This window comes from Armatimonas rosea (assembly GCF_014202505.1).
Lineage (GTDB): Bacteria > Armatimonadota > Armatimonadia > Armatimonadales > Armatimonadaceae > Armatimonas > Armatimonas rosea.
The window spans coordinates 174,415-198,554 of record NZ_JACHGW010000004.1 but is presented as its reverse complement, the minus strand read 5'-3'; the positions used below and the strand labels follow the sequence as shown (position 1 = coordinate 198,554).

Below are 24,140 nucleotides of genomic sequence, written 5' to 3'. Positions count from 1 at the left end.
CGGGTGCGCTTTGACGGGAGCTAGTCCTCGCGGAACCAGACACTGGCATTGGGCGCGAGCGACTTGCGCCAGGCAGCGCCACGGGTGGCGGGGGCGCGCCAGGAGGTGGTCGGAGCCTTGAACCACTTGGCGTGTCCATCGGCGAGGGCGTAGTTGGCACCACCGCTGTGGCGGTAGCGCGCCCCGCAGTAGTTGTCCGCGCGGCCCAGCAGGCGCCCTGCGAGGTTAGGGAAGCCGGTCTCGACCCCATTGGTGCAGTTGGTGGTCCAGTCATCGCCGCCGGTATTGCCCACATAGCCCATGCCTTCGCACGCCAGGATCCGCTCGGCGGGGGCCTCGACACCCGCCATGCCCTGAATGCCCAGTGGGAACCAGCCATTGACCCCCGTCGTGGGAGCAGCGCGGTGGCTCGTGGGCATGAGGTTGCTGTTGTTCATGTACGAGAAGGCTTTGGAGTAGAAGTTGGTGATGGGGGAGACGCCCGAGGTCGCAAAAGGCGCGGTGTCGCCCGTGGCCATCGGCAGGTTCTGTGCGCTGGGGCCGATACTGGGGCAGATCCAGAAGGGGGCGTCCACACGGCCCACGATATTGACATTGGTCGCCCCCGCCCCGGACTTGACATAGGGCTCGACCAGGTCCTGCCAGGTCACGGCGGCGGTCATCGTCCCCAGGATGTAGGAGCCCAAGGGGAAGGTCTCGTCGTAGTCCTGCGTGTACATCATCACGCCCAGCGCGATCTGCTTCATGTTGGAGAGGCAGGAGGTCTGGCGGGCTTTCTCACGGGCTTGTGCGAAGACGGGGAAAAGAATGGCGGCGAGAATCGCGATAATGGCGATCACGACAAGAAGCTCGATTAAGGTAAATCCAAGACGTTTTTTCATGAAGGGAGTTCCCAGAGCGCCAGGGTGGCGGCGCCCTTGACCAGGAGTCGGTTCCCCGAGATGGCGGGGCTGGCCCACATCGCGGAGTCGGCGACTTCGTACTTTGCGGTTTCCTTTAGTGTATCGCCGTTTTTCTGGTAGACAAACAGCTCGCCGCCCTGCGCAGACACCAAGAGTGCGGGGCCGATATCAAAGAGGGTCACCTGCTCACCCTTATTGCCGGGACACTCCCACGTGATCTTGCCGGTGGCGAAGTCCATCACCGCGACCTGACCACGGCGCTTCTCATTGACCACATAGACCCGCTTGCCGTCGAGCACCGGCGACGATGTCGACATGGTGACATCGCGGCTCTCCCAGACCTTGGTGGGGCTCCACTTCCCACCGCTCTGGGCCAGCTTGAGGGCGAAAGTGGCGCGCTGGTTGGCTCCGCAGAGCACGGTATCGCCCGCGATCACGGGAGTGATGGAGTTGTGGTTGAACATGTTCTGGCGGTTGGCGAGGCTCCAGAGCAGGCTACCGTCCTCAGGGCTCAGGCCGATCCACAGATTGTGCGACGCCGTGATGAGCTGCTGCACACCGCCGATTGTCGCGAGCTGCGGCGATGTGTACCCCGGCCCCTCGCCCTTCCAGGCCCAGAGCTCCTTGCCGGTATCTTTGTCGAGCGCCAGAAACGCCCCGGTGGCCTCATGGCCGGCGTGGACATAGAGCTTCTTGCCGTCGATCAGCGGCGAGAGCGACGCGCCACAGATGGGCATGGGGATGGGGAACTGCTTGGCAAAGTCCTTGCGCCAGAGAATGCTCCCCTTGGCGGCATCGAAGCAGGTCATGAGCCCATTGACCCCGATGGTGTAGAGCTTCCCCTGGTGCCACAGCGGCGTCGAACGGGGCGCCTTCCCCAGACGCGTGGCCGGAAAAATAACGCTATCAAACGGGGCCGCGACCACGTCCTGCCAGACGGTCTTGCCGCTCGCCATGTCGAGACAGAGCACGTGCTCGTCGTTGCCCTGTCGGACAATGGCAAAAGCGCGGTTCCCGACAATAATCGGCGAAGAGTGCCCTTCCCCTGCGGTGATCGACCACTTCTTAGTGAGCTGTGCGGGCCACTTTGCCGGCACCTTAAATCCAGAAACATGGGCATCACGCCGCGGACCGCGCCACTGAGGCCAGTCAAGGGAGGGGGAGGAGGTCTTTTGCATTGCGCCGCTTCCAACAACGCCAGCGGCGCACGAGTTCCCGGAGTTTTAGCCCCCCCCCGGCCCGGGTGCCCTCTGGGCGTTGCGGCAAGGGAGGGTGGCCGAGGTACGAGGCCGGGTGGGTTTCTCTTTGCCATTCGCCCTCGATGCTGCGATACAGTAAACGGACGACAGGGATGAGTTTTAAGCGGCGAGAACAAAAACGAGCGCACCTTGGGGCAGGGGTGCTCCGGGCGCAGGTGGCGTGGCTGGAGGCACCTCTGTGCTGGGAAGAGGGGCGGCTGACCTGGGGCGGCACGCGCCCCGATGCGGCCCTGCTCTGGAAGACCCAGAAGCGCCTCTACGAGCTCCAGGGGCTCCGGCAGCCGACCGACACGCTTCAGTACCGACTGGAGCAGGCCAAGTGGTTTCTGACCTTCTCCGAGGCGAGTGGCCCTGAGCTTCTGATCGCCGAGGCGTGCTGTGAGAATGCGCTGCCGTTTTCGCCGAGCCAGCAGCTCGCACGATGGGGAAGTATGGCGCTTCCCGCGCTCCAGCGCCTCGTGGAGAACCCGCTCACCCCCGACGATGTCCGGCCGCTGATCGCGATGTTGCGCATGGTCTGTGCGGGAGAGTGGTGCCTGCCGCCCCATCCCGAGCTGGCGGCGCGGCTCTTGGCGCAGAACCCGGCGTTTCCGCTCTCGCTGCTGGACGAGCTGGCGACTCTGCCGATCGCTGCTGAGGAGCTTCGGTGTGCCGTGCGCGCCGGGGAGGCCGTGGCGAAGGTCGAGGAGGCTCTCACGCAGACCGTTCTTCGACGTGCGTGGCTGAAGCGGCCCGGGGTACGTGATGCGCTTCGGGACGTTCCCTGGCAGAGTGTGCCCCTTGCGCTGGAGCTGGTCGAGGTGCTCTGCCAGCGCGAGCACCTCCCTGATGGGGAGAACACCGATGGGGCACTCGTGCGGCAGGCGAAGAACATGCACGAGGCGCTCTTTGGCGTGCTGGCGTGTGGCACATCCCCTGAGTGGCTTGGGCTCGTGCTCCGCGGTGCGGGTCAGCTCTGGCCGCACCCCGAGCTAACCCTCAAGAATCGGCTCAAGGGACAGCAGCGCGCCGATGCCCTTGTCCTGAAATCGGTGCGCTGGCGGGAGGAGCGACAGCGTGAGGTGGCGCAGCTGGGGAGATTCTACGAGCGCTGCCAGGATGCCGCGCTTACCGAGGAGGTTTATTTCAAGCGGAAGCTGTGGGCGATGGATTGGCCTGCGGCCGATTCAGAGCTCTACCGACTAGGCTGGAATCTTGAGCAGGAGTTCCCCGGGACGCTCGACTCGGTGACGCTCCTTCTGTGTTACTACACGAGTGTCGCGGAGTTTCGCACCGATCTTGCCGAGCTCCTACGAGTCGTCCGCACCCAGCCACCCGAGCTCAAGCAGGGGCTGTTTGAGGCGCTCATCAACCACGCCACGCACCTGCCACGCGACCAGCGGCGCAGGCTCCCTCAGCTTGCTGCGCGCCTGCCCCTGCTAAACAATCTGGTCCGAGGAGCGGGCGATGACCTCTACTGGCTTCTGGACGGCTTCCTTGCTCGGATGCACGAACTGACCGATGATCAATTATGCTACGCGTCGACCAAGGCCCTCCAGAGTGCGACGATGAATCCGTGGGTTCTGACGGTCACCGCGCGGCTGGCACAGGAGAGTCAGGCAGACTTTGAGGCGGTGCTGGACGCCCTCGCTCCGATTGAACCTAACTGGGGTCTGATCGACTCCGTGTGTGCCTTTACGGAGCACCTCAAGCGCTTTCCCGAGCTGCGTTTGATCTTAGTCGAGCTTGCTCAGCGCCAGCCCAAGCGGGCCCTGGAGAACCTTGCACAGCTGGGAAACGCCCTGCTCCTTGGGCACGATGCGCTTGCGCCGGTCGCCCAGCTTGACCCCTGCCCCACTGCAATCGCCGACGAGTGGGCTCCCATCGCCGCGCTCCTCCCGGACTCCCCCGCACTCGCGTGGGCCGCGACCCAGCCGTTGCCACCTGGGATGGCACGTCTCCTCGCGCTTCCAGAGCGGCTTGCCCGTGAGGCCGCGTTTCTCGCCACACGCCCCGAGCTTGTGGGGCGCTACGAGTCGGTGTGCGCCCGACTGGCGAACCCTGAAGCGCTCACCAAGACGATCCAAGAGGAGCTCGCTGAGGCGGTGGAGAACCGCGGTAGGGAGCTACGTTTTGACGCTCTCACGCATGCGGTCGAGCAGATCTACCGCAACCGGCTCCGTGCAATCTTAGGTAGCCAAGCCCTCACGCTCACGCTCACCCCCGATATCATGAACGCCGCGCTCCTGACCATGGACCCGTCGGAGAACCGGCGCTTGCTTATCCGTCTACTGCGTGCCTATGTCGCAGGGGACCACGACTGGGCTCGTCGTCAGCCCGCGAACAAAGCCTTTCTCGAAGCGCTAGCGCAGCGTGGGGTGGAGACGGAGCGCTGGAGAGGAGCCTACCGTGAGAGCATTGCTGGCTACGACCTAGCGTTTGAAACCGACCCGCTCTCTGTCTTGCAGATGGGAAACTACTTCGAGACCTGCCTGAGCTTTGGCTCCAACAACGCCTTCTCGACAATCGCCAATGCCTGCGATGCCAACAAGCGCGTGGTCTATGTCCGGGATGACAAAGGCCGGGTGGTGGCGCGCCAGCTCGTGGCGCTCAACGACTCCGGCAAGCTGATCGGGTTCCGTCTCTACAGCACGCTCGCCCCGGAAGCCTACCGCGCCCTTGTCCCGCTCGCGCTGGATTTTGTGGAGCGCTTTGCCGCGCACTGTGGGCTAGAGCTCGGTGAGGGCGGCGAGGTGGCGAGCCTGCTTGCGCCGCTCTGGTACGACGATGGCGCGATCACGTGGGCGGAGCTCCGACAATCCGCGGTGTCAGCAGAACCGAGTACTCGTTCCCATCGAAGCGCCCCGTTGCCAGAATCTGCCCCAGGCGGTTGATCGCCTGCGCACTTGTGAAAGTCCAGCCCGAATCGTCGGGGAAGAGGCTGTCGAGAAACACAGGGGAGCTTCCCTCCCAGAGCAAGGCACGCGTCGTGCCGGGGAGTGAGCTAGGGTAGGCCGTGCCCACGGTTGTGTCTGCGTTGCAACCGTTTGCCCACCCACGGTCGAACTCGGGCGGGAGGGGCAGGAGGACGGGCTGCGTGCCATGGTAACGAAGGGGAAGTCCGCCTGCAACGCCTACCGAATCGCCGTTTTCTTGAATCGCGCTGAGACGGCCATCGTAGGTCCCCGGAGGGAGGGGGAGAAACTCTTCCTTGCCCTGGTACAGACGCCATGGGCGTTGGTACTCGCCAAGGGGGCCACCAAATCCCGCAAACGTCTCGTTATTGGCGAGAGCAACCACCGTACGCTCGACCATGGAGCCTAGCGTTGTCGGGATGTACTCGGGAGTCCCGCCCACTGTTAGGCGATAGAGGAGACTATAGTTGGTTGAGACATAGTAAATCGTGCCCTCATCGGTGCGGAGGGGCGGTAACGAGTCTAGGTTGCTACTGGGCACATTAAGCAGCTGCGCGATGCCCTTGGAATCCCACAAAACAAGCTGCTGTGTGTTCCAGCCAAGGACAGATCCATCACGCGAAATCGCACTGGCCCCGATGGTCGAGCGAATCATTCCAAATAAGGGGAGAGGCTCGCGGGGGGCAAGCAAGACCGTATGCTCCCCACTGGGCGCGATCCGCACGAGGAGCTGTTGGGCCAAGGGCCAGGCAGGGGAGAGGCGTCCCCGTGACACAGGCGCACGCTCAACCCCGACTACCCAGCCGGTGTCGCTGAGTGCGGATGCCGAATATGCATTGCCGGGGATGCTGGGAAGGAGGGGAGTCAAGTGGAAACGGGTAGAAGAGAGCGGCTCAGGCAAGCGGGCGACATAGGTAGAGCCACCACCACACCCCGCAAGAACTCCCGCAACGGAGAGCTTTAGAAATCGACGACGTTGCATAGCACTTTGTACGACTCGTAAAACGTAGAAACCTTCAAGGCACGGTAAAATACGCCTATGGAGAGCCGCAACCCCCTCAATACGATCTTCACCCTGGTCTTAACTGCCTGCCTGGTGCTGGAGATGGTCGCGCGGGTGGTGTTTTTGGGCAGCTCTCTCCTGGCGGCGACCCTCTCGTTTTTGTTGGTAGGGGGGACGGCAGCGCTCTGCCTCTGGTACACGGGGCTCTCCCGGACCATCCCACTGACCCGGATGGCACTGCTCTGCCGCATTGTTGTCACCACCCAGGTCGTGCTTACGGCCAAGGACCTCGTGCGCCTGGAGTCGCTTCCACTGCTCTACCGCCTGCTCTATGCGGTCGCCTGCCTCTCGCTCTCGGTCGTGACGGCCTTTATCTTGGAGCGGGATCTGCGCCTTGTCTTGGAACAAAACCACGAGAAGTAGCCCCAGAATAGCCGGAACCCTGCGGTAGCGCGTGGCATAGGGAGCGGTATGAAGATCAATACCAGACTCTCCTTGGAGCAGCGCGACACGGTCGCGGAGCGCCTCCATCTCCTTCTCGCCGATGAGTACGTGCTCTCGACCAAGACCCGCAAGGCGCACTGGAATGTCACGGGGCCACACTTTATGAGCTACCACAAGCTCTTTGAGGAGCAGTACGAGCAGCTCGCCGAGACCGTGGACGCCGTGGCGGAGCGGTCGCTGATGCTGGGGATCAAGGTTCCCGCGACCCTGGCGGAGCTCTCCCAGCTCACCCGCCTGAACGAGGAGCCAGGGGAGAACCCCGATGCCGATGGCCTGATCTCTGTACTCCTCACCGACCACGAGGCAATCGTCCGGCAGCTCCGCGAGGATATTGAGTCCACGGCGGAGCTCGGCGACGATGGCACGACCGACTTCTTCACGGGGCTCTTGGAGCAGCACGAGAAGACGGCCTGGATGCTACGCTCGCACCTGACGGAGTAAGAACACTAGCAGTTGGCGAGCTGGTAGAGCGCGTCGGCGTAGAGCTTGGCACAGAAGAGTAGCCGCGTGATCGAGAACTTCTCATCGGGGCGGTGGGCTACCTCGGGATCGCCCTTCATGCCCGCGCCAAATGCCACTCCATTGGGCGCGACTGTCGTGGCGTAGGTGCGGCCGCCCATGGTCAGCGGCTTGCTCCTATCGCCCGTGTGGTCCCGATAGACCTTGAGCAGCGTGCGTACTGGCTCGGCGTCCTGGGGAACATAGAGCGGCGCGGTGTGGTGCAGCTCGGTGATGGTCCAGCCGTCGCTGGTGAGCGATGCCTGCGCCCGCTCCAGCACGGACTCATCCCAGGTGGCGGGGTAGCGCACATTGAAGGTCATCGAGAGGGTGCCGTCTAGAACCGTCACGATCCCGACATTGCAGGTCAGCGGCCCCGTGATCTCGTCCTTGCCCGCGATCCCGATCCCCGATCCATCGCAGGCGCAGCGCTCCACCAGCTCGGAGAGCCACGGCTCGGGGAAGAGGTCGAAGAGTGCCTCGGCGAGCTTCTGCGCGGCGTTGATTCCCTTTTGTGGCGACGCTCCGTGGCTGGCCTTGCCCTTGGCCCAGATACGGAGCGCCTTGTCGCCTTCATCGGTCACCTTGAACGTCCGCTTGCGCTTGAGGGTCTTGGCGATATAGGCCAGGCGGTCGGGAGCGCCGATCAGCACGACCTCGGCCTCATCGGGGACCATGTTGGGGCGCAGGCCGGAGCTGAAGGTGGCGACCAGAGACTCCCCAATCGGCTTGGTGGCGGTGAGGGTGAAGCTGCCCTTCTCGGCGTAGTAGAGGGGGAAGCCCGCATCGGGGGTGAAGGCAAGATCGGGCTTTGGCTGCTGGGCGACCTCGAAGTAGTGGCGCATGCACTCCCAGCCGGACTCTTCGTCGCAGCCGAAGATCAAGCGGACACGGCGGGTGAGGGGCAGGCCGGAGTCCAGCACCGCTTTTGCGCCAAAGAGCGCGGCGTAGGTGGGCCCCTTGTCGTCGGAGGCACCCCGAGCAAAGAGCCAGTCACCCTCGATCTCCGCGCCAAACGGTTCCTTTGTCCACTCCGAGCCCACGGGGACGACATCTAAGTGACCGAGCATCGCGACCATCTCGGGGGCATCCTCGGGGCCGAACTCGGCGTGGCCGGCGTAGCCGCCGAAGTTCTCTGTGCGCATCCCCAGCGCTGCACACAGCGCGAGGGTGTGCTCCAGGGCATCGGCGCAGGGCTTGCCAAACGGGGCGCCCTCCCCGACACTCTCGGGCTCGTTGACCGAGGGAATCCGCAGGATTTTCTGGGTCTCGGCGATGATCTGGTCTTGGTGGGAGTCAACCCACGCTTCAAAAGTGGCTCTCATGGCCACAGTGTACCTAATCTCCCCCCCGGAGGAGGGAGTTTCGGAGAGCAGACAGGCTACTTGCTGTTTTTCAGGTCCGTCTTGAACTTGGCGACCCGGTTGACAAAGCTCCCCAGGTTCTCGATAAAGTCGGGGGAGTTGATATCACCAATGACGATGATCTCGCGGGGAGCGCCCTTGCCCTTGACAGTCGGGCGCATGTAGGCTGGGATCGAGTCCAGGAAGCTCTCACGGTTGGCACCGCGCTGGCCGGAGATCTTGCCGGTGTGGGAGAGGAGAATCGTCTTGGTCTTTTGGTCGGTGACGAAGACCCCGCCGAGGTTCCAGGAGGTCCCTTTCTTGTCGATATTGATCTCGACCGTGATCGCCTGCTCCTTGCCCTCGGTGGGCTCGCCTGCGCCGCAGGTGCAGACTATGGTCTCGGGGGCGGTGCTGTTCTCTGGCTCCAGGCGGCTCCAGAAGTTGTGCTCTTTGTTCCAGTAGGCGGTGACTGTCTCACTGCCCGCGGTGTAGCCGATGGTGATGGTACGCGGGGTACCACTCTCGGTTAGCTTCTTGGAGACGGCGTCAAACGAGGTCAATACGGTCTCAGGGTTCGTCACTCTATCAAGTCTCATAAATGCCTTTCAGCGGATCGTGTCGGCTCTCTTTTTTGCCGACGGAGGAGTTTAGGGGCTAGCGGGTCTCTAGCATCTTTTGTCGGAAGTGCTCATCGGGGCGCGTGTGGATGCGTGCCACGTTCTCGGGGGTCAGGAAGCGCGGGCCACCTAGAGCATAGGTTCCCAGCAAGGCACGTGCCACCTTGACACTCATCGCCGTGATGCGCTCGACCTCGTCGGCGTCTTTCCCGAGGGCAAAGAGCCCATGGTTGCGCAGGAGCAGCACCTTCGGAGGGGCACCCCACTCGGCCTTGTAGGCGGCGATCGCCTCGCGGCAGGCCTTGGCAAGCGGGGGACCGGGATCGACATAGGGGACAAAGCAGACCGCCGGCCCGCAGACCACGATCTCGTCGGGGAAGATACGCCCGGCGATGGCTTCCTCGGCCCGCTCCGACGACAGAATCGAGAGCCAGGGGGTGGGGTGCGTGTGCCCCACGACATTTGCGCCGCCGTCGGTGAGGCAGACGGCGTGGAGAGCGGCCTCGACACTCGGGTGCAGGGGATCGTCGGAGTTTACCCGTGCGCCTCGGAGCAGATCCTTGATCTCCGTGTCCGTGAGGGTCTCGTGGTCGAGGATCGCCAGGGAGCGCGCCGTGTCCATCAAGACAAACTGATCCTGGCGCATGGTGCCCATCATGCACCCCGATGCCTTCAGCCAAAAGGTCGTCCGGTCCCCAATCGCTGCGGAGACATTGCCCTCGGCGAGGATCGAAAAATCATGCTGTGGAGAGCCCAGCCAGTGAGCGAGCGCATGCAGTCGCTCGAGAACTGTGGTTGTGTCGTTCTTCATACTTGGCTTATTGTACGCTATGAATGCTGTACAATGACCCCCAAGAGGGTTTCCGCGCAAAAGCCCCATATGAAACTGAAGGCCGTACGACAAGGACAGCTCCTAAAATCTTAGGAGGAGGACAGCTAAATGGAAGTAATTGCCTGGGGGACACGGGGGTCGCTGCCCGTGGCAAATCCCGGCATGGTACAGACCGGTGGTAATACAACCTGCTTTGAGGTTCGTTCAATCTGCCTACCTCCGGGAGTACATGTGGTGATCGACGGTGGCACGGGGTTCTTGCCCTTCGCCAACGAGGCGCTACGCCTTGGCATGACCGAGCTCCATCTGTTTCACACCCACTACCACCACGACCACACCCAAGGGGTCCTGATCGCGCCGCCGATCTTTATGCAGCAGATGGCCATGCATATCTACGGCACCAAAGACCGCAGCTACGGCCCCAAGCAAGTCTATGAGCGCATCATGGAGCCGCCCTTTCACCCCGTCTCCTTTGGGGCGATCTCGCAGCACATTAGCTTCCACCAGATCGAGATCCCTCCCACCCGTGTGATCCTCATCCACCCTGAGGGCGGTCAGGTGATCCTGGAAAAAGAGCGCTTTGTTCACAGCGACGAGCACAAGCGCCCGGTCTCGTTTGGGCAAGGGCGGACCTTTCCCATCGACGAGTGCCTTGTCGTGCAGATGCACTGGACCGAGCACCCGGAGCGGACCATCACCTATCGCTTTGAGGAGCGGCCTACGGGACGGGTCTTTGTGCTCCTCACCGACGAAGAAGTGCGTGCGGGGATTCCGGTGAGCCTGATCGAGTTTATCTCGGGGACCCACCTGCTGATCCAGGATGTGCAGTACTCGCAGGAGGAGTACGAAAAGGGCGGCAAGGCGGGCTTTGGCCACGGGACGCCGGAGTACGCCGTGCGCCTCGCGCGGGCAACGGGGGTGAACCGGATCGGCTTTACCCACCACGATCCTCTCTCCGCCGATGGGCGGGTTGGGGCGCTGGTCACCGAGGGGCAGGCACTGCTCCAGCCCGACGAGACTCTCGCGCTCTTTTCCTGCCGCGACTACGACCGCTACGAGGTCTAGGCCGTCCCGGATTTGATTTCCGGGTACACTGGGGCATGAGCCATTCACTACCTACCCGGGCCGAGGTTGCACCAGAGAGCACCTGGGACCTAGAGTCGATCTTCGCGACCCCCGCCGACTGGGAAGCCGCCTTCAGCGCCGCCGATGCCGAAGTACCAAGCCTGGCCGCCTTTGTCGGAAAGCTGGGCGATCCCGAGACCCTGGTCCAGTACTTCCAGGTGGCGGAGGCGCTGCAGCGCCAGGTAAGCCATGTCGGGGTCTATGCCCACCTGGGGTTTGCCACCGATACGAGTAACACTGAGGCCGCCGCACGCACCGACCGCGCGATGGGGCTGGGAACCCGGCTGGGGGCCGCCCTCGCCTTTGCGGAGCCCGAGCTTCTTGCGCTGGGCGCTGAGACCCTGACCCAGTGGGGGGCGAGCCACCCGGTCCTCTCGGGCTACGCCCACTACTTCGAGCGCCTGCTCCAGCGTGCGCCCCACATCCGCTCCGCCGAGGTCGAGGGAGTGCTGACCCTGGCCGGAGATGCGCTCCGCAGCGCCACCCGCATCCACGGCATCCTCTGTGATGCGGACCTGACCTTTGCTCCCGCCGAGGGGGGGCATGAGATCGGGCAGAGCACGATTGGTAGCCTCCTCACCGATTCCGACCGCGCGGTGCGCGAGTCGGCGTGGAAGGGCTATGCCGATGCCCACCTGGCCCACAAGAACAGCCTCGCGCAGTGCCTGGCCACGGGGGTGAAGCAGAATGTCTTTCTGGCGCGGGTGCGCGGCTACGACTCCGCGCTCCATGCGGCCCTGACCCCCAACTTTATCCCGGTGAGTGTCTTCGAGAGCCTGATCGAGGCGTTTCAGAAGAACCTCCCGACCTGGCACCGCTACTGGGCCTTGCGCAAACGCGTGCTGGGTCTGGAGAAGCTGGCACCCTGGGACATCAAAGCCCCGCTCACGCCCGGAAAGTCCGAGGTGTCCTACGCCCAGTCGGTTCAGTGGATCGCGGAGGGGATGGCCCCACTGGGCGAGGAGTATGTCGCGGCGATGGTGCGGGGGGCAACCGACGAGCGCTGGGTGGACTGGGCGGTCAATAAGGGCAAGCGCATGGGCGCGTTTTCGTCGGGGACGGTCGGGACGCACCCGTTTATCATGATGAGCTACAACGACGATGTCTTCTCGCTCTCGACGCTCGCCCACGAGCTGGGGCACTCGCTCCATAGCTACTACTCGCGGCGCTCTCAGCCCCAGCACTACGCCAGCTACGGGCTCTTTGTGGCCGAGGTTGCCAGCAACTTCAACCAGGCCCTGACCCGTGCGTACCTGCTGGAGAAGTTCGCCGACAACAAAGAGCTCCTGATCGGTGTCCTAGAAGAGGCAATGAGCAACTTCCACCGCTACTTTCTGGTCATGCCCACCCTCGCGCGCTTCGAACGGGAGATCCACGAGCGTGTCTGGAACGGGCAAGCCCTGACGGCGCAGTTCCTCACCCAGCGCATGGCCGAGCTCTTTGCCGAGGCGTTTGGCCCCGATGTCGCGCTGGAGGGCGAGGACTGGAACCGTGTGGGGAGTACCTGGATGCAGTTCTCAACCCATCTTTACTCCAACTTCTATGTCTACCAGTACGCCACGGGAATCTCCGGAGCCCATGCCCTCGCTGAGGGGGTGCTGCGCGACGGCCAGCCTGCCGCGGACGCCTACCTGGGCTTCCTCAAGGCTGGGGGCTCGCAGTACCCCCTGGAGGTCCTGAAGAGCGCCGGTGTTGATCTCTCGTCACCGGCACCCGTCGAGGCCGCCTTCGCCACCCTCGCGTCGTATGTCGAGCGCCTAGAGACCCTTGTTTGAGCCGTAAGGAGAGAGTCTAAGCCACATGAACCCACGCCGTCGCCGCCTCACCGAGGCACTCCTCCTGTTCTGCACGGCACTCGTCCTGCTCCTGGGGACGCTGCTGGTCTCGGTGGCGAAGATGCCGTCTAATGTTCCCGTGCTTGTTAATAGCGCCCCCGCCTCAGAGCTCACCAAGGCCCTAGGCGGGGATGCGGCGCTTGCCCAGCGGGTCGTGGCGGATCGCACCAAAAACGGCGCCTTCACCGATGTCGATGCCTTGGTCCGGCACAAGCTCCTGACGCCAAGCCAGCTCAAGGCGGTGGAGTTGGAGCTCGCAGTTCGGACGTGGGGGACGGCGAGTGCAACCCTCTGGCTCTGCACCGTGGGGCTCCTGGTGATGTTTTTAGGGCTCCATCTCCATATCCGGCGCATCTGGCCCCTCGCGGACCCGTACTTGCTCCCGTGCGCGGCCTTGCTCTCCGTGCTCGGGGTGCTGCTCCTCTTTGGGCTCAAAGACCCGGTCCGCGACCGAATGGCCTTCTTTGCGCAAGCGCAGGGGGTCTGGCTGGGGGGGATCGGGGTCTTTCTCCTCACGATCCGGCGCTTCTGGAGCCTGCCACTCCACCGCTACGGCTACCTCTACGTGCTCTCGTCGCTCCTTCTGATCGTGCTACTCGCAATCTTTGGTCGGGGCCTGGGAGGGGTCAAGCTCAATCTCTTTGGCTTTCAGCCCGTGGAGCTCATCAAGGTCCTCCTTGCCTTCTTTCTGGCCAGCTACCTCGCCGACCGGGGGCGTGCACTCGCGGACACGTCGGCGCAGGCACGCCGCGCGGACCTCTATCCGTTGCTCGCCATGTACGCCCTGCCGCTCGCTCTCTTTGCCCTTCTCAAGGACCTCGGGCCGGTGCTGGTGCTCTTTGGGACATTTGTGGCCTTGCTCTATGTCGTTACCAGCCGGGGGGCGTTTGTCTGGTTGGGCCTTGTCGCGCTGGGGCTGGGCGGCTGGATCGGCTATGTCCTAGAATTTGGGGTCTTTCGGACCCGCGTGGAGATGTGGCTCCATCCCTGGGAAAACGCGGCCCCCGGCGGCGATCAGCTCGCGCTGGGGCTCTGGGGGATGGCCACGGGCGGTGCGACCGGGGCGGGGCTGGGGCGCGGGGGGACGGGCTTTATCCCCCGTGGCGGCTCGGACCTCGCCTTCTCCGCCCTCGCCGAGGATGTCGGTGTCTTGGGGCCGCTCGTGGTCTTGCTCTGCCTGGGGGTGATCTTCTGGCGCGGGCTTGCCCTCGTGCCCCGGACCCGCTCCGAGTTCGAGCGCTACCTCGCCGCCGGCCTGACCACCCTGATCGGGCTGCAGGGGCTGGTGATTATCTGTGGTTGCCTGGGCCTCCTGCCGCTCACGGGAATCTCCCTACCGCTTGTTGCCTACGGAAAGTCCGCCGTGGTGATGACCTGGGTGAGTATCGGGCTTCTCTTGGGAATCTCCCAGCGCGCCCAGCACGACCCGGAGCTCGTGCCGCCCTATGTCCACAAGGGCCTCTCCCGGCTGACCCTCGCACTGACCGTTCCCTTGCTGGTCTGTGTGGTTACTGCCTTTGCGGCCCAGACCGTGCTCGCCAACACACGTGCCCTCCAGCTCATCAAGACCCCCGATGCCGACAAGGCGATTCGTGCCCACCGCAACCCGCGTCTCCTCGCGATTGCAAACCAAATCCCCCGGGGGAGCCTCCTTGACCGCAAGGGCAAGCCGCTCGCCAAGACGGTCGAGGGGAAGCGGGTCTACCCTCTGGGGCCAGCAGGTGCGCACCTGATCGGGGTGCTCTCACCGGCGCTGGGCGGCCCCACGGGCTTTGAGGAGTCGCTGGCGGCACCGCTGCAGGGCATGTCGGACTGGGGGCAGGCGCTGGCGCTCTGGCGGGCAAAAGACGCTCCGGGCTTCACGCTTCCGCAGGGGAAAGATGTCAAGCTGACCCTGGATGCCGACTTGCAAGAGGCTACTCTTAAGGCGATCGTGCGGGCGGCGGGGCGCGTTAAGGACAAGAAAACGGGCAAGCCCAAGCGAGCCGGTGCCGCGGTCGTGATCGATATCGCCACGGGGGGAGTGCTCGCCGCGGTAACGGCTCCGACCTACGATCCCTCGCAGCCGGTCACCGAGACCGACGGCTCCCCGCAGGTAAACCGCGCGACCAGTGGGCTCTATCCGCCCGGCTCCGCCTTCAAGCCCGTGACGGCAGCCGCGCTCCTGAAAGCGGGGAAGGGGAACCTCAAGCTCTCGGGCGGGACAGGTGGCCGCGAGACCGTGCGCTGGAAGGCGGGAGGGAAGAGCTACTCCCGGAGCATCACCAACGACGATGGCGAGGCGCTGGGGGGGAGCCTAAGCCTCACCGAGGCGCTGGTGCACTCGTCGAATATCTACTTTGCCCACGCGGGCCTAGAAGTAGGAGCGGAGGCGCTACAGGAGATGTCGGGACAGTTTGGCCTGACCCACCTGCCCGTCGCCGACCGCTGGACAAGCGAGCTCCCCGACCTCGCCTATGGTCAAGGGAGCCTGCTCGTCACCCCCTTGGAGCTCGCCGGGACCATGCAGACAATCGCCGCAGGGGGGACACGCCGCAAGCTCCACTTTGTCGAGAGCGACAAGCCCGAGACCCTCGCCACCCCGATCACGCCCGAGCAGGCCGCCGTGATCGCCCGCGCCCTTGCGGGAGTGACAGAGCGGGGCACGGCCCGTGGGGTCTTTAGCTCCGTCCCATTCTCTGTCGCCGGCAAGACCGGAACCGCGCAGACCGGCAATGGCGACAAGCAGAGCCACTCCTGGTTTGTTGGCTTTGCCCCGGCACGCGCTCCCAAGATCGCCTTCGCGGTGATTATCGAGAACGGGGGCTACGGCGCGAAGTCCGCCGCCCCCGCCGCCCGCGAGATCCTGAAGGCCTGGGGAAAGTAGCGACGCCTCCTAGCGCGTGGTGTGGGGGATATTGGGCACGAGGTTCGGGTCGTACTTGGCTCCGGCGGCGACCTGAACCATCGTGAAGCGCACCTTGGTGGGGACAAACTTCTCTTGGTCGGAACGCGTGTGGATCTTGTTGCCGTCCTTGTCCTTGATCACCAGGTCCATCTGCTTGATCCCCTCACTCCAGACAATCCCGTTGTTCTCCCAGAACGCGGTCATCGAGACATCTTTCTCGTAGACTCCCTTGGTGGTATAGCGGTCCGTGCCGGTGCAGCCGTACCCATTCCCTTGCCCACGGTTGGGGATGTAACAGAGACTCCACTGGGTCGGTTCGCCGCTCTCGGGGCGCTCCAAAACCTCCATGCGGATGTGCACGGTGCCATTGCGGAAGTCCACCGGGCTGGTCCAGTTGCGCGGCCGCTTTTGGTTGAGCCGGTAGCCGTAGATGTAGTAGTGGGACTTGCTCGGAAGCGAGTTCTCCGCGTCGCTCTGGGTGTAGCGGAAGGTCGCATCAAAGAGCACAAACTGAGTCGCCGGGGCCGCTTGGTGCACCGTGACTGTCTTGGCTCGGGCCAAGGACAGCCCCGCCCCCACCAGCGGGAGAGCAAGCAGGGCAACGCTGCCGAATCGGAGATTGGTTCTCATGCTGGAAGTATAACATAGGGAATGCGGGCAACGAGGTGAGCCCGGACAACGAGTGTCCGGACACTCGTTCCTCGGGCCTAAAAGGGCGTCACTTCTGGCAGGGTTCCGGTACAATCTGCCTATGAACTACCGTGCTTTTGGACGAACGGGTGTGCAGGTCTCGGACCTCTGCCTGGGCTGTATGAACTTTGGCGATGACTGCTCCGAGGCAGACTCCATCGCACTGATGCACCGTGCGATCGACGATGGCATTAACTTCTTCGATACCGCCGATGTCTACTCCCGCGGGATTAGTGAGACGATTGTCGGTAAGGCGCTCGCCGGGGAAAAGCGCGACAAGGTCTTCCTGGCGACCAAGGTCTACAACCGCATGGGCGATGGTCCCAACGACCTGGGCTCGCACCGCTACCACATTATCAAGGGCTGTGAGGACTCGCTGCGCCGACTGAACACGGATCATATCGACCTCTACCAGATCCACCGCCCGCAGTCGAGCATTCCCATCGACGAGACCCTGCGCGCGCTCGACGATCTCGTTCGCTCGGGGAAGGTGCGCTATATTGGGACGAGTACCTTTGCCGCCTACCAGGTGGTGGAGAGCCTCTGGGCGAGTAAAGAGCTGCACCTGAACCGCTTTGTCTGTGAGCAGCCGCCCTACAACCTGCTGGACCGCCGGATCGAGCGCGAGCTCCTGCCGATGTGCCGCACCTACGGGATCGCGACCATTCCCTGGGCACCGCTGGCCGGGGGACTACTCTCCGGAAAGTACCGCGCGGGCGCACCCCGCCCCGACGGTGCACGCTACGCCAGCAAGGCCGCCCCCTTTGCCCGCGACAACGAGGCCGCCCTCCAGACGGTCGAGAAGTATGTTGCGTGGTGCGATAGCCGCGGCTATGAGCCGTCGCAGGTCGCGCTGGCCTGGGTGCTCCTCCAGCCCGGTGTCACCAGCCCGATCATTGGCCCAAAAAACGCCGCGCAGTACGAAGCCTACCTGGCCGCCCGCGATCTCACGCTCACCGCCGACGACCACGCGGCCCTCGATGCGCTCTTTCCCCCCGGAACCCACGTCTCCGAGTACTATCGCGCCGACTTCGGCCCCACCGCCCGGTGGATGTAGTGCATAGCCTTTGCCACATGGGGCCCGCAGGGCGATAGAGAGAGCATGATTGCAGCTACCGATGTGCAGTACCACGACGATCACGCGATCGCGGCGTGCGTGCTCTTTGACGACTGGGAGGATGCCACGCCGAGTCACGCGTGGACGGTGCGGGTGGACGAGGTCGCGGAGTACGTTCCGGGGCAGTTCTACAAGCGCGAGCTGCCCTGTCTGCTCCAGCTTCTGCCCCCTGTTCTGCCCGAGCTCACTCTGGTAATTGTCGATGGCTATGTCTGGCTGGGGGACGAGAGCCATCCGGGGCTGGGTGGGCATCTCTGGAAGGCTCTGGAGCAGGAAATTCCCGTTGTGGGTGTGGCAAAGACGCGGTTTGTGGGGGCGGCTCCGGTGGCGGAGGTGGTTCGGGGAGAGAGTAGCAACCCCCTCTTTGTGAGCGCGGCGGGGCTTTCCCTCAGTGTGGCGGCAGAGGCGGTGCGTGGGATGCACGGGGCGTTTCGGCTGCCCACGCTCCTAAAGCGCGTGGACAGCCTCTGTCGGGGACGAGCGAGCTAGTTGTCGTTGCGCTCGTGCGGGACGGCCGCGCTGTCGTCGTAGGTCTGGTAGAGCCCCTCGCCCGTGGACGAGCTCATGCCAAAGTAGACACGGCGGAGCTCTTGGTCGTCGTTGAGGATCAGGCTGGGGACACCCTGGAAGGTATCGAGCTGGAGCCGCTCAGTACCCTTGTTGTCGAACATCAGCATTCCAGGGTCGTTGTTGCCATTGACCTTCAGCTCGATCTTAACATTGCCGTCGCCGTCCACAACGCGGAGCTGGCGCACGGTGAGCACATCGGCGCTCTGGCTCACGGCAGAGGCCGGGCTTGCCTCCCGAATCACCACGGTTCGGGCGGGGAGAAAGGCGCGAACGGCAATATCCACTACTGCCAGCACCGCAGCCGTCGCAACAATAATCTTTGTCTGTGTTGTCATCCGTTCCATCGTAAAGGTTTCCTCTCCAGGCGCTGAGATGCCTGTAGGGCATTATAGCACCTTCTGTCACAGAGCTTCCAACCACGACGTTCCCACCTCTGAGGATACGAACATGCGGCTTTGGGGTGCTCTTTTACTGATCGTGACACTGGCTCTCACCACGCCCGTTTTTGCCCAAGCGCGGGAGCGCGAGGAGCAACAGCAGCTGGAGGGGCTCAAGCGGCGCATCGACGAAGAGCGGCAGAAGCTCGACCAGGATCGGCAGCGCTTTGAGAGCGAGAAGCGGGACTTTGAGCCCCAGCTTCGCCGCCTGCGCACCGAGCAGAGCGAGCTCCAGCAAGCCATCCACGACTTTGAGAACGAGCGCCAGCGGGTCAAGAGCCTGCAGGAAACCCTAGAGCACGAGAGTCGCGAGGCCCGCGCTGCCAAAGAACGCTACGACTCCGAGTACAGCCAGCTCGACTCGTTCCGGCGCAAGCTGGCGACATGGCAAGCCGAGCTGCAGGTCACGGAGCGTCAGGCTGTCCGCACGCGCCAGCGGCTCGATTCCGAGCAGAGCACCCTTACCCACGACCAGCAAGTGCTCGCGGCACAGCGTCGGCAGTGGGAGTCGGACACGGCGCAGCTAGATAAGACGCGGCAGCAGCTGGAAGCGGCGATTCGTCAGCACGAGCTCGACCAGAAAGCGCTGGAGTCCGTGCGACTTGACCTCCTCACCGACCTCCAGCGCCACGAGCTGGAGGTTCAGAACCTCGCCCAGGAGCGTGCTCGCTGGGAGGAGAGCGTACGGAAAGCCGCTGCCCCTAAGCCCGCCACGCCTCCCGCGCCGCCGCGACGGCCTCGCTGATCTGGTCTGGGCCAATATCGAGGTGCGTGACAAAGCGCACGCGTTTTCCCGTCCCGGAGCTCAGGACACCCACCGCCCGTAAGCGCTGTCTCGCCTCGTCGCCGCTCAGCCCCGTGCCGGTGACATTGGCAAAGACGAGGTTGGTGGTCGGCCAGGGATCTAGGGCGACCCCAGGAATCTCCGCAAGCCCCTGCGCGAGACGCTGAGCATTGTCATGATCCGCCGCAAGTAGCGGGAGGTGGTGCTGGAGCGCGTGGAGCCCGCCCGCCGCGACAATCCCACTCTGGCGCATCGCGCCGCCCAGCGAGTGTTTCCACCGCCGCGCTGCTTCAACCTGCTCGTGTGCCCCAAGGAGCAGGGCCCCGATGGGCGCTCCAAGCCCCTTGGTCAGGCAGATCGTCACCGTGTCAAAGTCGCGAGAGAGGCGCGCGGCCATCGGCCAGGCACCCTCGACACCGCCCAGCTTGACCGCCGCATTGAAGAGCCGGGAGCCGTCGAGGTGGAGCCCCAAGTCCGCGTCGCGCGCTGCCGTCACGACATCGTCGAGCTCCTCGGCGGACCAGACGGTACCGCCACAGAAGTTGTGCGTGTTCTCCACACAGACCAGGCGGGTGGGGGGGAAGTAGCGGCCCTTGGGGCGGAGCGCCTCGCGCACCTGAGCGCCGGTGAAGACGCCGCGCTCGCCCGTGACCGAGTCGAGAGAGACCCCGGAGAGGACGGCCGGCAAGCCGCCCTCGAAGAGCCGGATGTGGCACAGGTCGTGGCAGATCACCGCATCGCCGAGCTGGGTGTGGAGCTTCACCGCCAGCTGGTTGGCCATGGTCGCCGACGGCAGAAACAGTGCGGCCTCTTTCCCGAGCTTATCCGCCAGAAAGTCCTGAAGCGCCTGCACCGATGGGTCCTCGCCAAAGTGGTCATCGCCCACCTCCGCCGCCGCCATGGCCGCACGCATCGCCGCCGTGGGCTTGGTCTTGGTGTCTGAGTAGAGGTCGATCATCGTGCGCTGAGCTCTTCCAGCTCTTTTTGGAGGCTAAAGGGGGCAAAAGGGCGTGCGTAGCCGGCGGGGCAGATCATGTTGTACTGGAGGATCATCGTGTTGACCGCATCCATGGACTCTTTCAGCTCGGCCCGCAGGCGCACCTTGATCCGCTCACGGCTCTCCAGGGGGGCTTTGTCCAGGAGCTTGTAGGCCCGCTCTTTCTGCTTGACAGTCGCCTCGCGCTCGCGGCGGATATCGACCTCCAGCTGCATCCACTCGGGGAGGGCACCAGCGTTTTTGAGGATCTTCTTCGTGATCCGCTGGTCCGGCGGCAGCCCCGCGTCTTCGTCGTAGTTAAGTGGCTGGCCCTTGAGCGGGTTGTCGTCAAACACCCCCTCGTCCATCGCCTCCTTGATCTTCCGCTCCCCGACAATGCGCATCCAGTCCATGCGCCTATTTTACCGTGGCGTCATAAACGACGCAGGCCCCGCTTCGCTTCTGGCGCAAGCGCCACAAAGTCGCTCCGCGACATCGCTAACGGGAGGATGGCGCGTCAGTCTGTAGATGAGGCGAGGATTCCGACATACCAGTTGTGAGTGGGGCTGTAGACTGTCCAGAAAAACGCGCCCCACCATTCCTTACCGAAATCAAAGAAGTTGGAGCAATCTGTCGGCCAGGCGTAGATTTCAAGCGAGGCGATTTCTCCAAAGAGCACGTCGCACACCCGCTCAACGAGGGCGATGCTGGCACCAGATCCGTGCACGGGGTCTCGAAGGACATAGAGGTAGTTGTCTGTACTTTCGCGATGCTTTATCGGGATGAACTGTTTCGATTTCCAGTCAAACTCGGGACCCAGAAATCGTCGTGGGGAGAGATACGTCCCCTGACTTCGGTCAAACTCGGCTTGGTCAATCGTCATTTTCCAGAGAAGTTGTGTCTGGGTGGCGAATTTGCTCTTGAGGGCATAGAGGCTTGCGAGTGCTACCGCTCGGTGAGGATTGTACGCGGGGGGATCTTGAAACACAAAATGCTCCACGGCACAAACTGTATAGAGCTCCGCAAAAAGAGCCTCGAGTTTGCTATCGTGGAGCACTTCCATAACAGGACTTTCTACTTCTTGGCGACGGGGGGAAGCTCGGCGCTTCCGAGGCACCAGTTTTCGACCCACTCCCACTTGCCATAGCCCCAGTACGGGCTGATATGGCCCGCACCGGGGAGCATGGTGCACTCGATCCCGAGGCGCTTGGCATAGGTCTCCATCTGCTCCCAGGTCGCGTAGTCATCGTCGTTGCCGCCGACCAGATGCGTCACGGTGGCGGCCTTGGCGATGGCATCGGCGTTTAGGGGCGGGGGAAAGAACGTGTCCACGGTGGCGGGGGCGCTCCACGGGGGGATTCCGGGGACGACATAGGGCGGTGCGACCAGCAAGACCCGCTCGGCGAGCTTTGCGGTGGCGCGGCTGGCGACATGCAGGTAGGTGATCGCCCCAAGGCTATGGCAGACCACGGTCAGATTGTCGGGATCGCCCGCAGCGGCAAATGCGGCCTCCTGCCCCGCGATCCAGAGCTCCAGGTTGGGTGCCGTGGGCTCGGGGAGCTTGGGGTAGTGGACGGTCTGGCCGGCAGCGGTGAGGGTGGCAGCGAGGTGCTCCTGCCAGTGCTCGGGCTTATTGCCGCCCCAGCCGTGCAGGATCAGAGTGGATTTGTTGCTCATGGGCTAGAGTTTACCCACTCTGCGCGTAGGATCGAGTACATCGGGGTATCGTGGTAGACACCGTCTTTTTGGATACAGTCGCGCAGGACTCCTTCAAAAGTCATCCCGGCCTTCTGCATCACACGCCCCGATGCGGGGTTGCAGGCAAAGTGCTGGGCAAAGATGCGGTTGAGCTTGTGCTCGGTGAAGCCCCACGCGATCATGCGGCGCACCGCCTCGGTAGCGTAGCCCTGGTTCCAGTAGGGGAGCCCGAGCCAGTATCCCAGCTCGGCACGGTGGTGGCGGTGGGTGATGCCTAGGGAGATGCCGCCGAGGAGCAGGCTGTCGGTCTTGCGTGTGATGGCAAGGACATGCATTCCCTTCTTCGCCTCAGCGGGGTGCTTGCCGATCCAGTCCGCGGCGAGGGACTCGGGGTAGGGATGCGGGATATTGAGCGACGTTGCGGCGACCTCGGGGACGCTCGCGAGCTCGAAGACACGGGGGGCATCGTCGAGGGTAAAGGGGCGCAGGAGCAGGCGGTCGGTCTCTAGCATGGCGTTTTGTTTATCCCGGCGGGGGGATGAAGAGCCCGCTGCGCCGGTACTCGCCGGGGGTTACCAGCGCGACTTGCTTGAACTGGCGGGCAAAGAAAAACTCCGAGTCGTAGCCGAGGCGGGCGGCGATCTCGCGCAGGGGATAGTCTGTCTCCAGGAGCAAGGTGCGTGCCCGGGCGACTCGCTGGACAATGACGTACTCATGGAGCGCTTGGCCGGTCTCGCGCTTGAAGCGGCGGCGCAGGGTAGCAAGCGAGCACTCCAGAGTGCGGGCGAGCTGCTCGTAGTCGGGGGTGAAGTCCTCCCCCAGAAGCGCCAGCACGCGTGCCAGCCAGGGGCTCTCTGTCGCGGGCGTGGTGCGTGCCTCGGCGAGGTCGAGGAGCAGCGCCTCTAGCTGGTTGATGGCTCTCTCATGGCTCCAGCGGCTGGTGGCGCGGCTGAGCGCGATAATCGTGTCGAGGCGTGCGCCACCGTCGATGCTCTCCGGACAGAGCTGGGGCTCGGTGAGCCAGAGGCCCTGCGCGCGCCACTGCTCGACCCGGTCGCCCTGGAAGGCAAGGTGCCGGTGCCACCACGTTCCGCCAAGCGTGCGGGGATGAAAGCGCAGGCGCGGGCCGGGGTAGGCCGGAAAGAACCAGCCGGAGGGCTGGTCGGTAAGGGAGTAGAACTGGTCGTCGTAGGCGACCTCAAGCTCGCCTTGGCAGACATACTGGATTGTGTAATAACCTAGGAGATGCTTATCTAAGTTCAGGGTATAGAGAGGGTGACTGGAGCTCGCAAGAAACGTAAGGTTGCTCATATTGTGCAAATTCCTAATCGTTTTGTGTATTGTCTAAGGAGGCAATATGCTCTATAGTCTACGACATCCGCTGGTGGATAACCACGGTGTTTTCTTACTCTCTGAGGAGCGGAACTTATGAAGCGCAACGCTGCATTTACTCTCATTGAACTCTTGGTGGTGATCGCGATTATCGCGATTCTTGCCGCCATTCTCTTCCCTGTCTTTGCCCAGGCCCGCGAGAAGGCCCGCCAGATTAGCTGCCTGTCGAACTGCAAGCAGATGGGCACCGCGCTCATGATGTATGTCCAGGACTACGACGAGACCCTCTGTACGGTCTGGTCGGGTGGTCCGCCGGCACGTGACTGGACCGTGGACCTGATTCCCTACATCAAGATGGGCGATACCAACCTTGCGGCTCAGGTCAATGCCGCGCTGGCATCGACCCGCCCCGATCTGTTCACGGCAAAGCTGCCGTTCTACCAGTGCCCCAGCAAGGCACCGTCGCGCGATACCCGTGGCTTCCGCCGTGGCTACGGCTACAACTACTGGCTTGCTCGCACGACCCCGATCACGCTCGCGGCGATGGCCGCTCCTGCGGAGGTGGTGACCTTTGCGGAGGTCTGGGGCGAGGTGGACCGTGTCTGGCCCTTTGGAACGCCTCAGAGCGACACGCGCTTCTTTGTTGAGGCACGTCATAGCAATGGCCTGAACATGACCTACAGCGATGGCCATGCAAAGTGGATCAACGGCAAGGATCGCAAGGTAAACTGGCCGACCGGCACCGCCTGGAACGGCAACGATGCGCCGCTCTCGACCGCATTCAATGTCTTCGGAGTCTAGGGGACGCGGAAAAGCACACGCAGAGGCCGGGCT

General features: G+C 63.6%; 24 protein-coding genes. 10 read left to right on the top strand and 14 right to left on the bottom strand.

Features of this window, described 5'->3' with window-relative positions; all coding sequences use genetic code 11:
* Positions 1–20: 20 nt before the first annotated feature.
* On the bottom strand, positions 21–881 hold the full coding sequence (locus tag HNQ39_RS20335; RefSeq protein WP_184201058.1) for a DUF1559 family PulG-like putative transporter: 861 nt from the start codon (positions 879–881) through the stop codon (positions 21–23).
* Positions 878–2,080, bottom strand: a complete 1,203-nt coding sequence (locus tag HNQ39_RS20330) for an outer membrane protein assembly factor BamB family protein (protein ID WP_184201055.1) — start codon at positions 2,078–2,080, stop codon at positions 878–880. Before HNQ39_RS20330 ends, HNQ39_RS20335 begins: the two co-directional genes overlap by 4 nt.
* 173 nt (positions 2,081–2,253) lie before the next feature.
* On the opposite strand from HNQ39_RS20330, the gene HNQ39_RS20325 reads away from it, so the two are divergent.
* Positions 2,254–5,034 (top strand): hypothetical protein, encoded by a 2,781-nt coding sequence (locus HNQ39_RS20325; protein ID WP_184201052.1) that lies wholly within the window; start codon positions 2,254–2,256, stop codon positions 5,032–5,034.
* On the opposite strand, the gene HNQ39_RS20320 is transcribed toward HNQ39_RS20325, so the two are convergent.
* A complete protein-coding gene (locus HNQ39_RS20320; protein ID WP_184201048.1) occupies positions 4,937–6,037 on the bottom strand; it encodes a hypothetical protein in 1,101 nt (366 codons plus the stop codon). The two genes, HNQ39_RS20325 and HNQ39_RS20320, sit on opposite strands and share 98 nt — an antisense overlap.
* Before the next feature lie 57 nt (positions 6,038–6,094).
* Here HNQ39_RS20320 and HNQ39_RS20315 point away from each other — a divergent pair, with 57 nt between their 5' ends.
* On the top strand, positions 6,095–6,481 hold the full coding sequence (locus HNQ39_RS20315) for a hypothetical protein (protein WP_184201045.1): 387 nt from the start codon (positions 6,095–6,097) through the stop codon (positions 6,479–6,481).
* A gap of 48 nt (positions 6,482–6,529) precedes the next feature.
* The gene (locus HNQ39_RS20310) at positions 6,530–7,003 is read left to right on the top strand and encodes a Dps family protein (protein ID WP_184201042.1); all 474 of its coding nucleotides are present in this window, start codon (positions 6,530–6,532) and stop codon (positions 7,001–7,003) included.
* Positions 7,004–7,008: 5 nt separating this feature from the next.
* Here the strand turns inward: HNQ39_RS20310 and HNQ39_RS20305 are convergent, their stop codons facing one another.
* Genes HNQ39_RS20305 through HNQ39_RS20295 form a run of 3 tightly spaced genes read right to left on the bottom strand, consistent with a single transcriptional unit; the run spans position 7,009 to position 9,834 of the window.
* On the bottom strand, positions 7,009–8,385 hold the full coding sequence (locus tag HNQ39_RS20305; protein WP_184201039.1) for a Sapep family Mn(2+)-dependent dipeptidase: 1,377 nt from the start codon (positions 8,383–8,385) through the stop codon (positions 7,009–7,011).
* A gap of 56 nt (positions 8,386–8,441) precedes the next feature.
* On the bottom strand, positions 8,442–9,002 hold the full coding sequence (locus HNQ39_RS20300) for a hypothetical protein (RefSeq protein ID WP_184201036.1): 561 nt from the start codon (positions 9,000–9,002) through the stop codon (positions 8,442–8,444).
* Positions 9,003–9,060: 58 nt separating this feature from the next.
* Entirely contained in the window at positions 9,061–9,834 is a 774-nt protein-coding gene (locus HNQ39_RS20295) for a class II aldolase/adducin family protein (RefSeq protein ID WP_184201033.1), read from the bottom strand.
* Positions 9,835–9,963: 129 nt separating this feature from the next.
* Here HNQ39_RS20295 and HNQ39_RS20290 point away from each other — a divergent pair, with 129 nt between their 5' ends.
* The 3 genes from HNQ39_RS20290 to HNQ39_RS20280 are packed head-to-tail and all read left to right on the top strand — an operon-like array spanning position 9,964 to position 15,681.
* Positions 9,964–10,920 carry an MBL fold metallo-hydrolase gene (locus HNQ39_RS20290; RefSeq protein ID WP_184201030.1) on the top strand — a complete coding sequence of 319 codons (957 nt, stop codon included), beginning with the start codon at positions 9,964–9,966 and terminating at the stop codon, positions 10,918–10,920.
* 35 nt (positions 10,921–10,955) lie between these two features.
* The gene (pepF, locus tag HNQ39_RS20285; RefSeq protein WP_184201027.1) at positions 10,956–12,755 is read left to right on the top strand and encodes an oligoendopeptidase F; all 1,800 of its coding nucleotides are present in this window, start codon (positions 10,956–10,958) and stop codon (positions 12,753–12,755) included.
* A gap of 25 nt (positions 12,756–12,780) precedes the next feature.
* Positions 12,781–15,681: a penicillin-binding transpeptidase domain-containing protein gene (locus HNQ39_RS20280; protein ID WP_184201025.1), complete on the top strand. Its 2,901-nt coding sequence runs from the start codon at positions 12,781–12,783 to the stop codon at positions 15,679–15,681.
* Positions 15,682–15,690: 9 nt separating this feature from the next.
* Here the strand turns inward: HNQ39_RS20280 and HNQ39_RS20275 are convergent, their stop codons facing one another.
* The gene (locus tag HNQ39_RS20275) at positions 15,691–16,332 is read right to left on the bottom strand and encodes a hypothetical protein (protein WP_184201023.1); all 642 of its coding nucleotides are present in this window, start codon (positions 16,330–16,332) and stop codon (positions 15,691–15,693) included.
* Between the two features lie 121 nt (positions 16,333–16,453).
* Here HNQ39_RS20275 and HNQ39_RS20270 point away from each other — a divergent pair, with 121 nt between their 5' ends.
* Complete coding sequence (locus HNQ39_RS20270; protein WP_184201020.1) at positions 16,454–17,449, top strand: aldo/keto reductase; 996 nt, start codon at positions 16,454–16,456, stop codon at positions 17,447–17,449.
* 45 nt (positions 17,450–17,494) lie between these two features.
* A complete protein-coding gene (locus HNQ39_RS20265; protein ID WP_184201017.1) occupies positions 17,495–17,998 on the top strand; it encodes an endonuclease V in 504 nt (167 codons plus the stop codon).
* On the opposite strand, the gene HNQ39_RS20260 is transcribed toward HNQ39_RS20265, so the two are convergent.
* Positions 17,995–18,414: a hypothetical protein gene (locus HNQ39_RS20260; RefSeq protein ID WP_184201014.1), complete on the bottom strand. Its 420-nt coding sequence runs from the start codon at positions 18,412–18,414 to the stop codon at positions 17,995–17,997. The genes HNQ39_RS20265 and HNQ39_RS20260 overlap by 4 nt on opposite strands.
* Positions 18,415–18,526: 112 nt before the next feature.
* Between HNQ39_RS20260 and HNQ39_RS20255 the strand changes: the two genes are divergently transcribed.
* Positions 18,527–19,261: a coiled-coil domain-containing protein gene (locus HNQ39_RS20255; protein WP_184201011.1), complete on the top strand. Its 735-nt coding sequence runs from the start codon at positions 18,527–18,529 to the stop codon at positions 19,259–19,261.
* Here the strand turns inward: HNQ39_RS20255 and HNQ39_RS20250 are convergent.
* The 6 genes from HNQ39_RS20250 to HNQ39_RS20225 all read right to left on the bottom strand — a co-directional run bounded on the left by HNQ39_RS20250 (position 19,218) and on the right by HNQ39_RS20225 (position 23,285).
* Positions 19,218–20,258, bottom strand: coding sequence for a threonine aldolase family protein (locus tag HNQ39_RS20250; RefSeq protein WP_184201008.1), 1,041 nt, complete (start codon positions 20,256–20,258; stop codon positions 19,218–19,220). The genes HNQ39_RS20255 and HNQ39_RS20250 overlap by 44 nt on opposite strands.
* The gene (locus HNQ39_RS20245; RefSeq protein WP_184201005.1) at positions 20,255–20,689 is read right to left on the bottom strand and encodes a DnaJ family domain-containing protein; all 435 of its coding nucleotides are present in this window, start codon (positions 20,687–20,689) and stop codon (positions 20,255–20,257) included. The genes HNQ39_RS20250 and HNQ39_RS20245 overlap by 4 nt, the downstream gene beginning before the upstream one ends.
* Before the next feature lie 104 nt (positions 20,690–20,793).
* The gene (locus HNQ39_RS20240) at positions 20,794–21,339 is read right to left on the bottom strand and encodes a hypothetical protein (RefSeq protein ID WP_184201002.1); all 546 of its coding nucleotides are present in this window, start codon (positions 21,337–21,339) and stop codon (positions 20,794–20,796) included.
* Between the two features lie 11 nt (positions 21,340–21,350).
* A complete protein-coding gene (locus HNQ39_RS20235) occupies positions 21,351–21,953 on the bottom strand; it encodes an RBBP9/YdeN family alpha/beta hydrolase (RefSeq protein ID WP_184201000.1) in 603 nt (200 codons plus the stop codon).
* Positions 21,950–22,486 (bottom strand): GNAT family N-acetyltransferase, encoded by a 537-nt coding sequence (locus HNQ39_RS20230; RefSeq protein WP_184200997.1) that lies wholly within the window; start codon positions 22,484–22,486, stop codon positions 21,950–21,952. Before HNQ39_RS20230 ends, HNQ39_RS20235 begins: the two co-directional genes overlap by 4 nt.
* A 10-nt stretch (positions 22,487–22,496) precedes the next feature.
* The gene (locus HNQ39_RS20225; RefSeq protein WP_184200993.1) at positions 22,497–23,285 is read right to left on the bottom strand and encodes a helix-turn-helix transcriptional regulator; all 789 of its coding nucleotides are present in this window, start codon (positions 23,283–23,285) and stop codon (positions 22,497–22,499) included.
* Between the two features lie 117 nt (positions 23,286–23,402).
* On the opposite strand from HNQ39_RS20225, the gene HNQ39_RS20220 reads away from it, so the two are divergent.
* A complete protein-coding gene (locus HNQ39_RS20220; RefSeq protein WP_184200989.1) occupies positions 23,403–24,107 on the top strand; it encodes a DUF1559 family PulG-like putative transporter in 705 nt (234 codons plus the stop codon).
* The last annotated feature ends 33 nt before the right edge of the window (positions 24,108–24,140 follow it).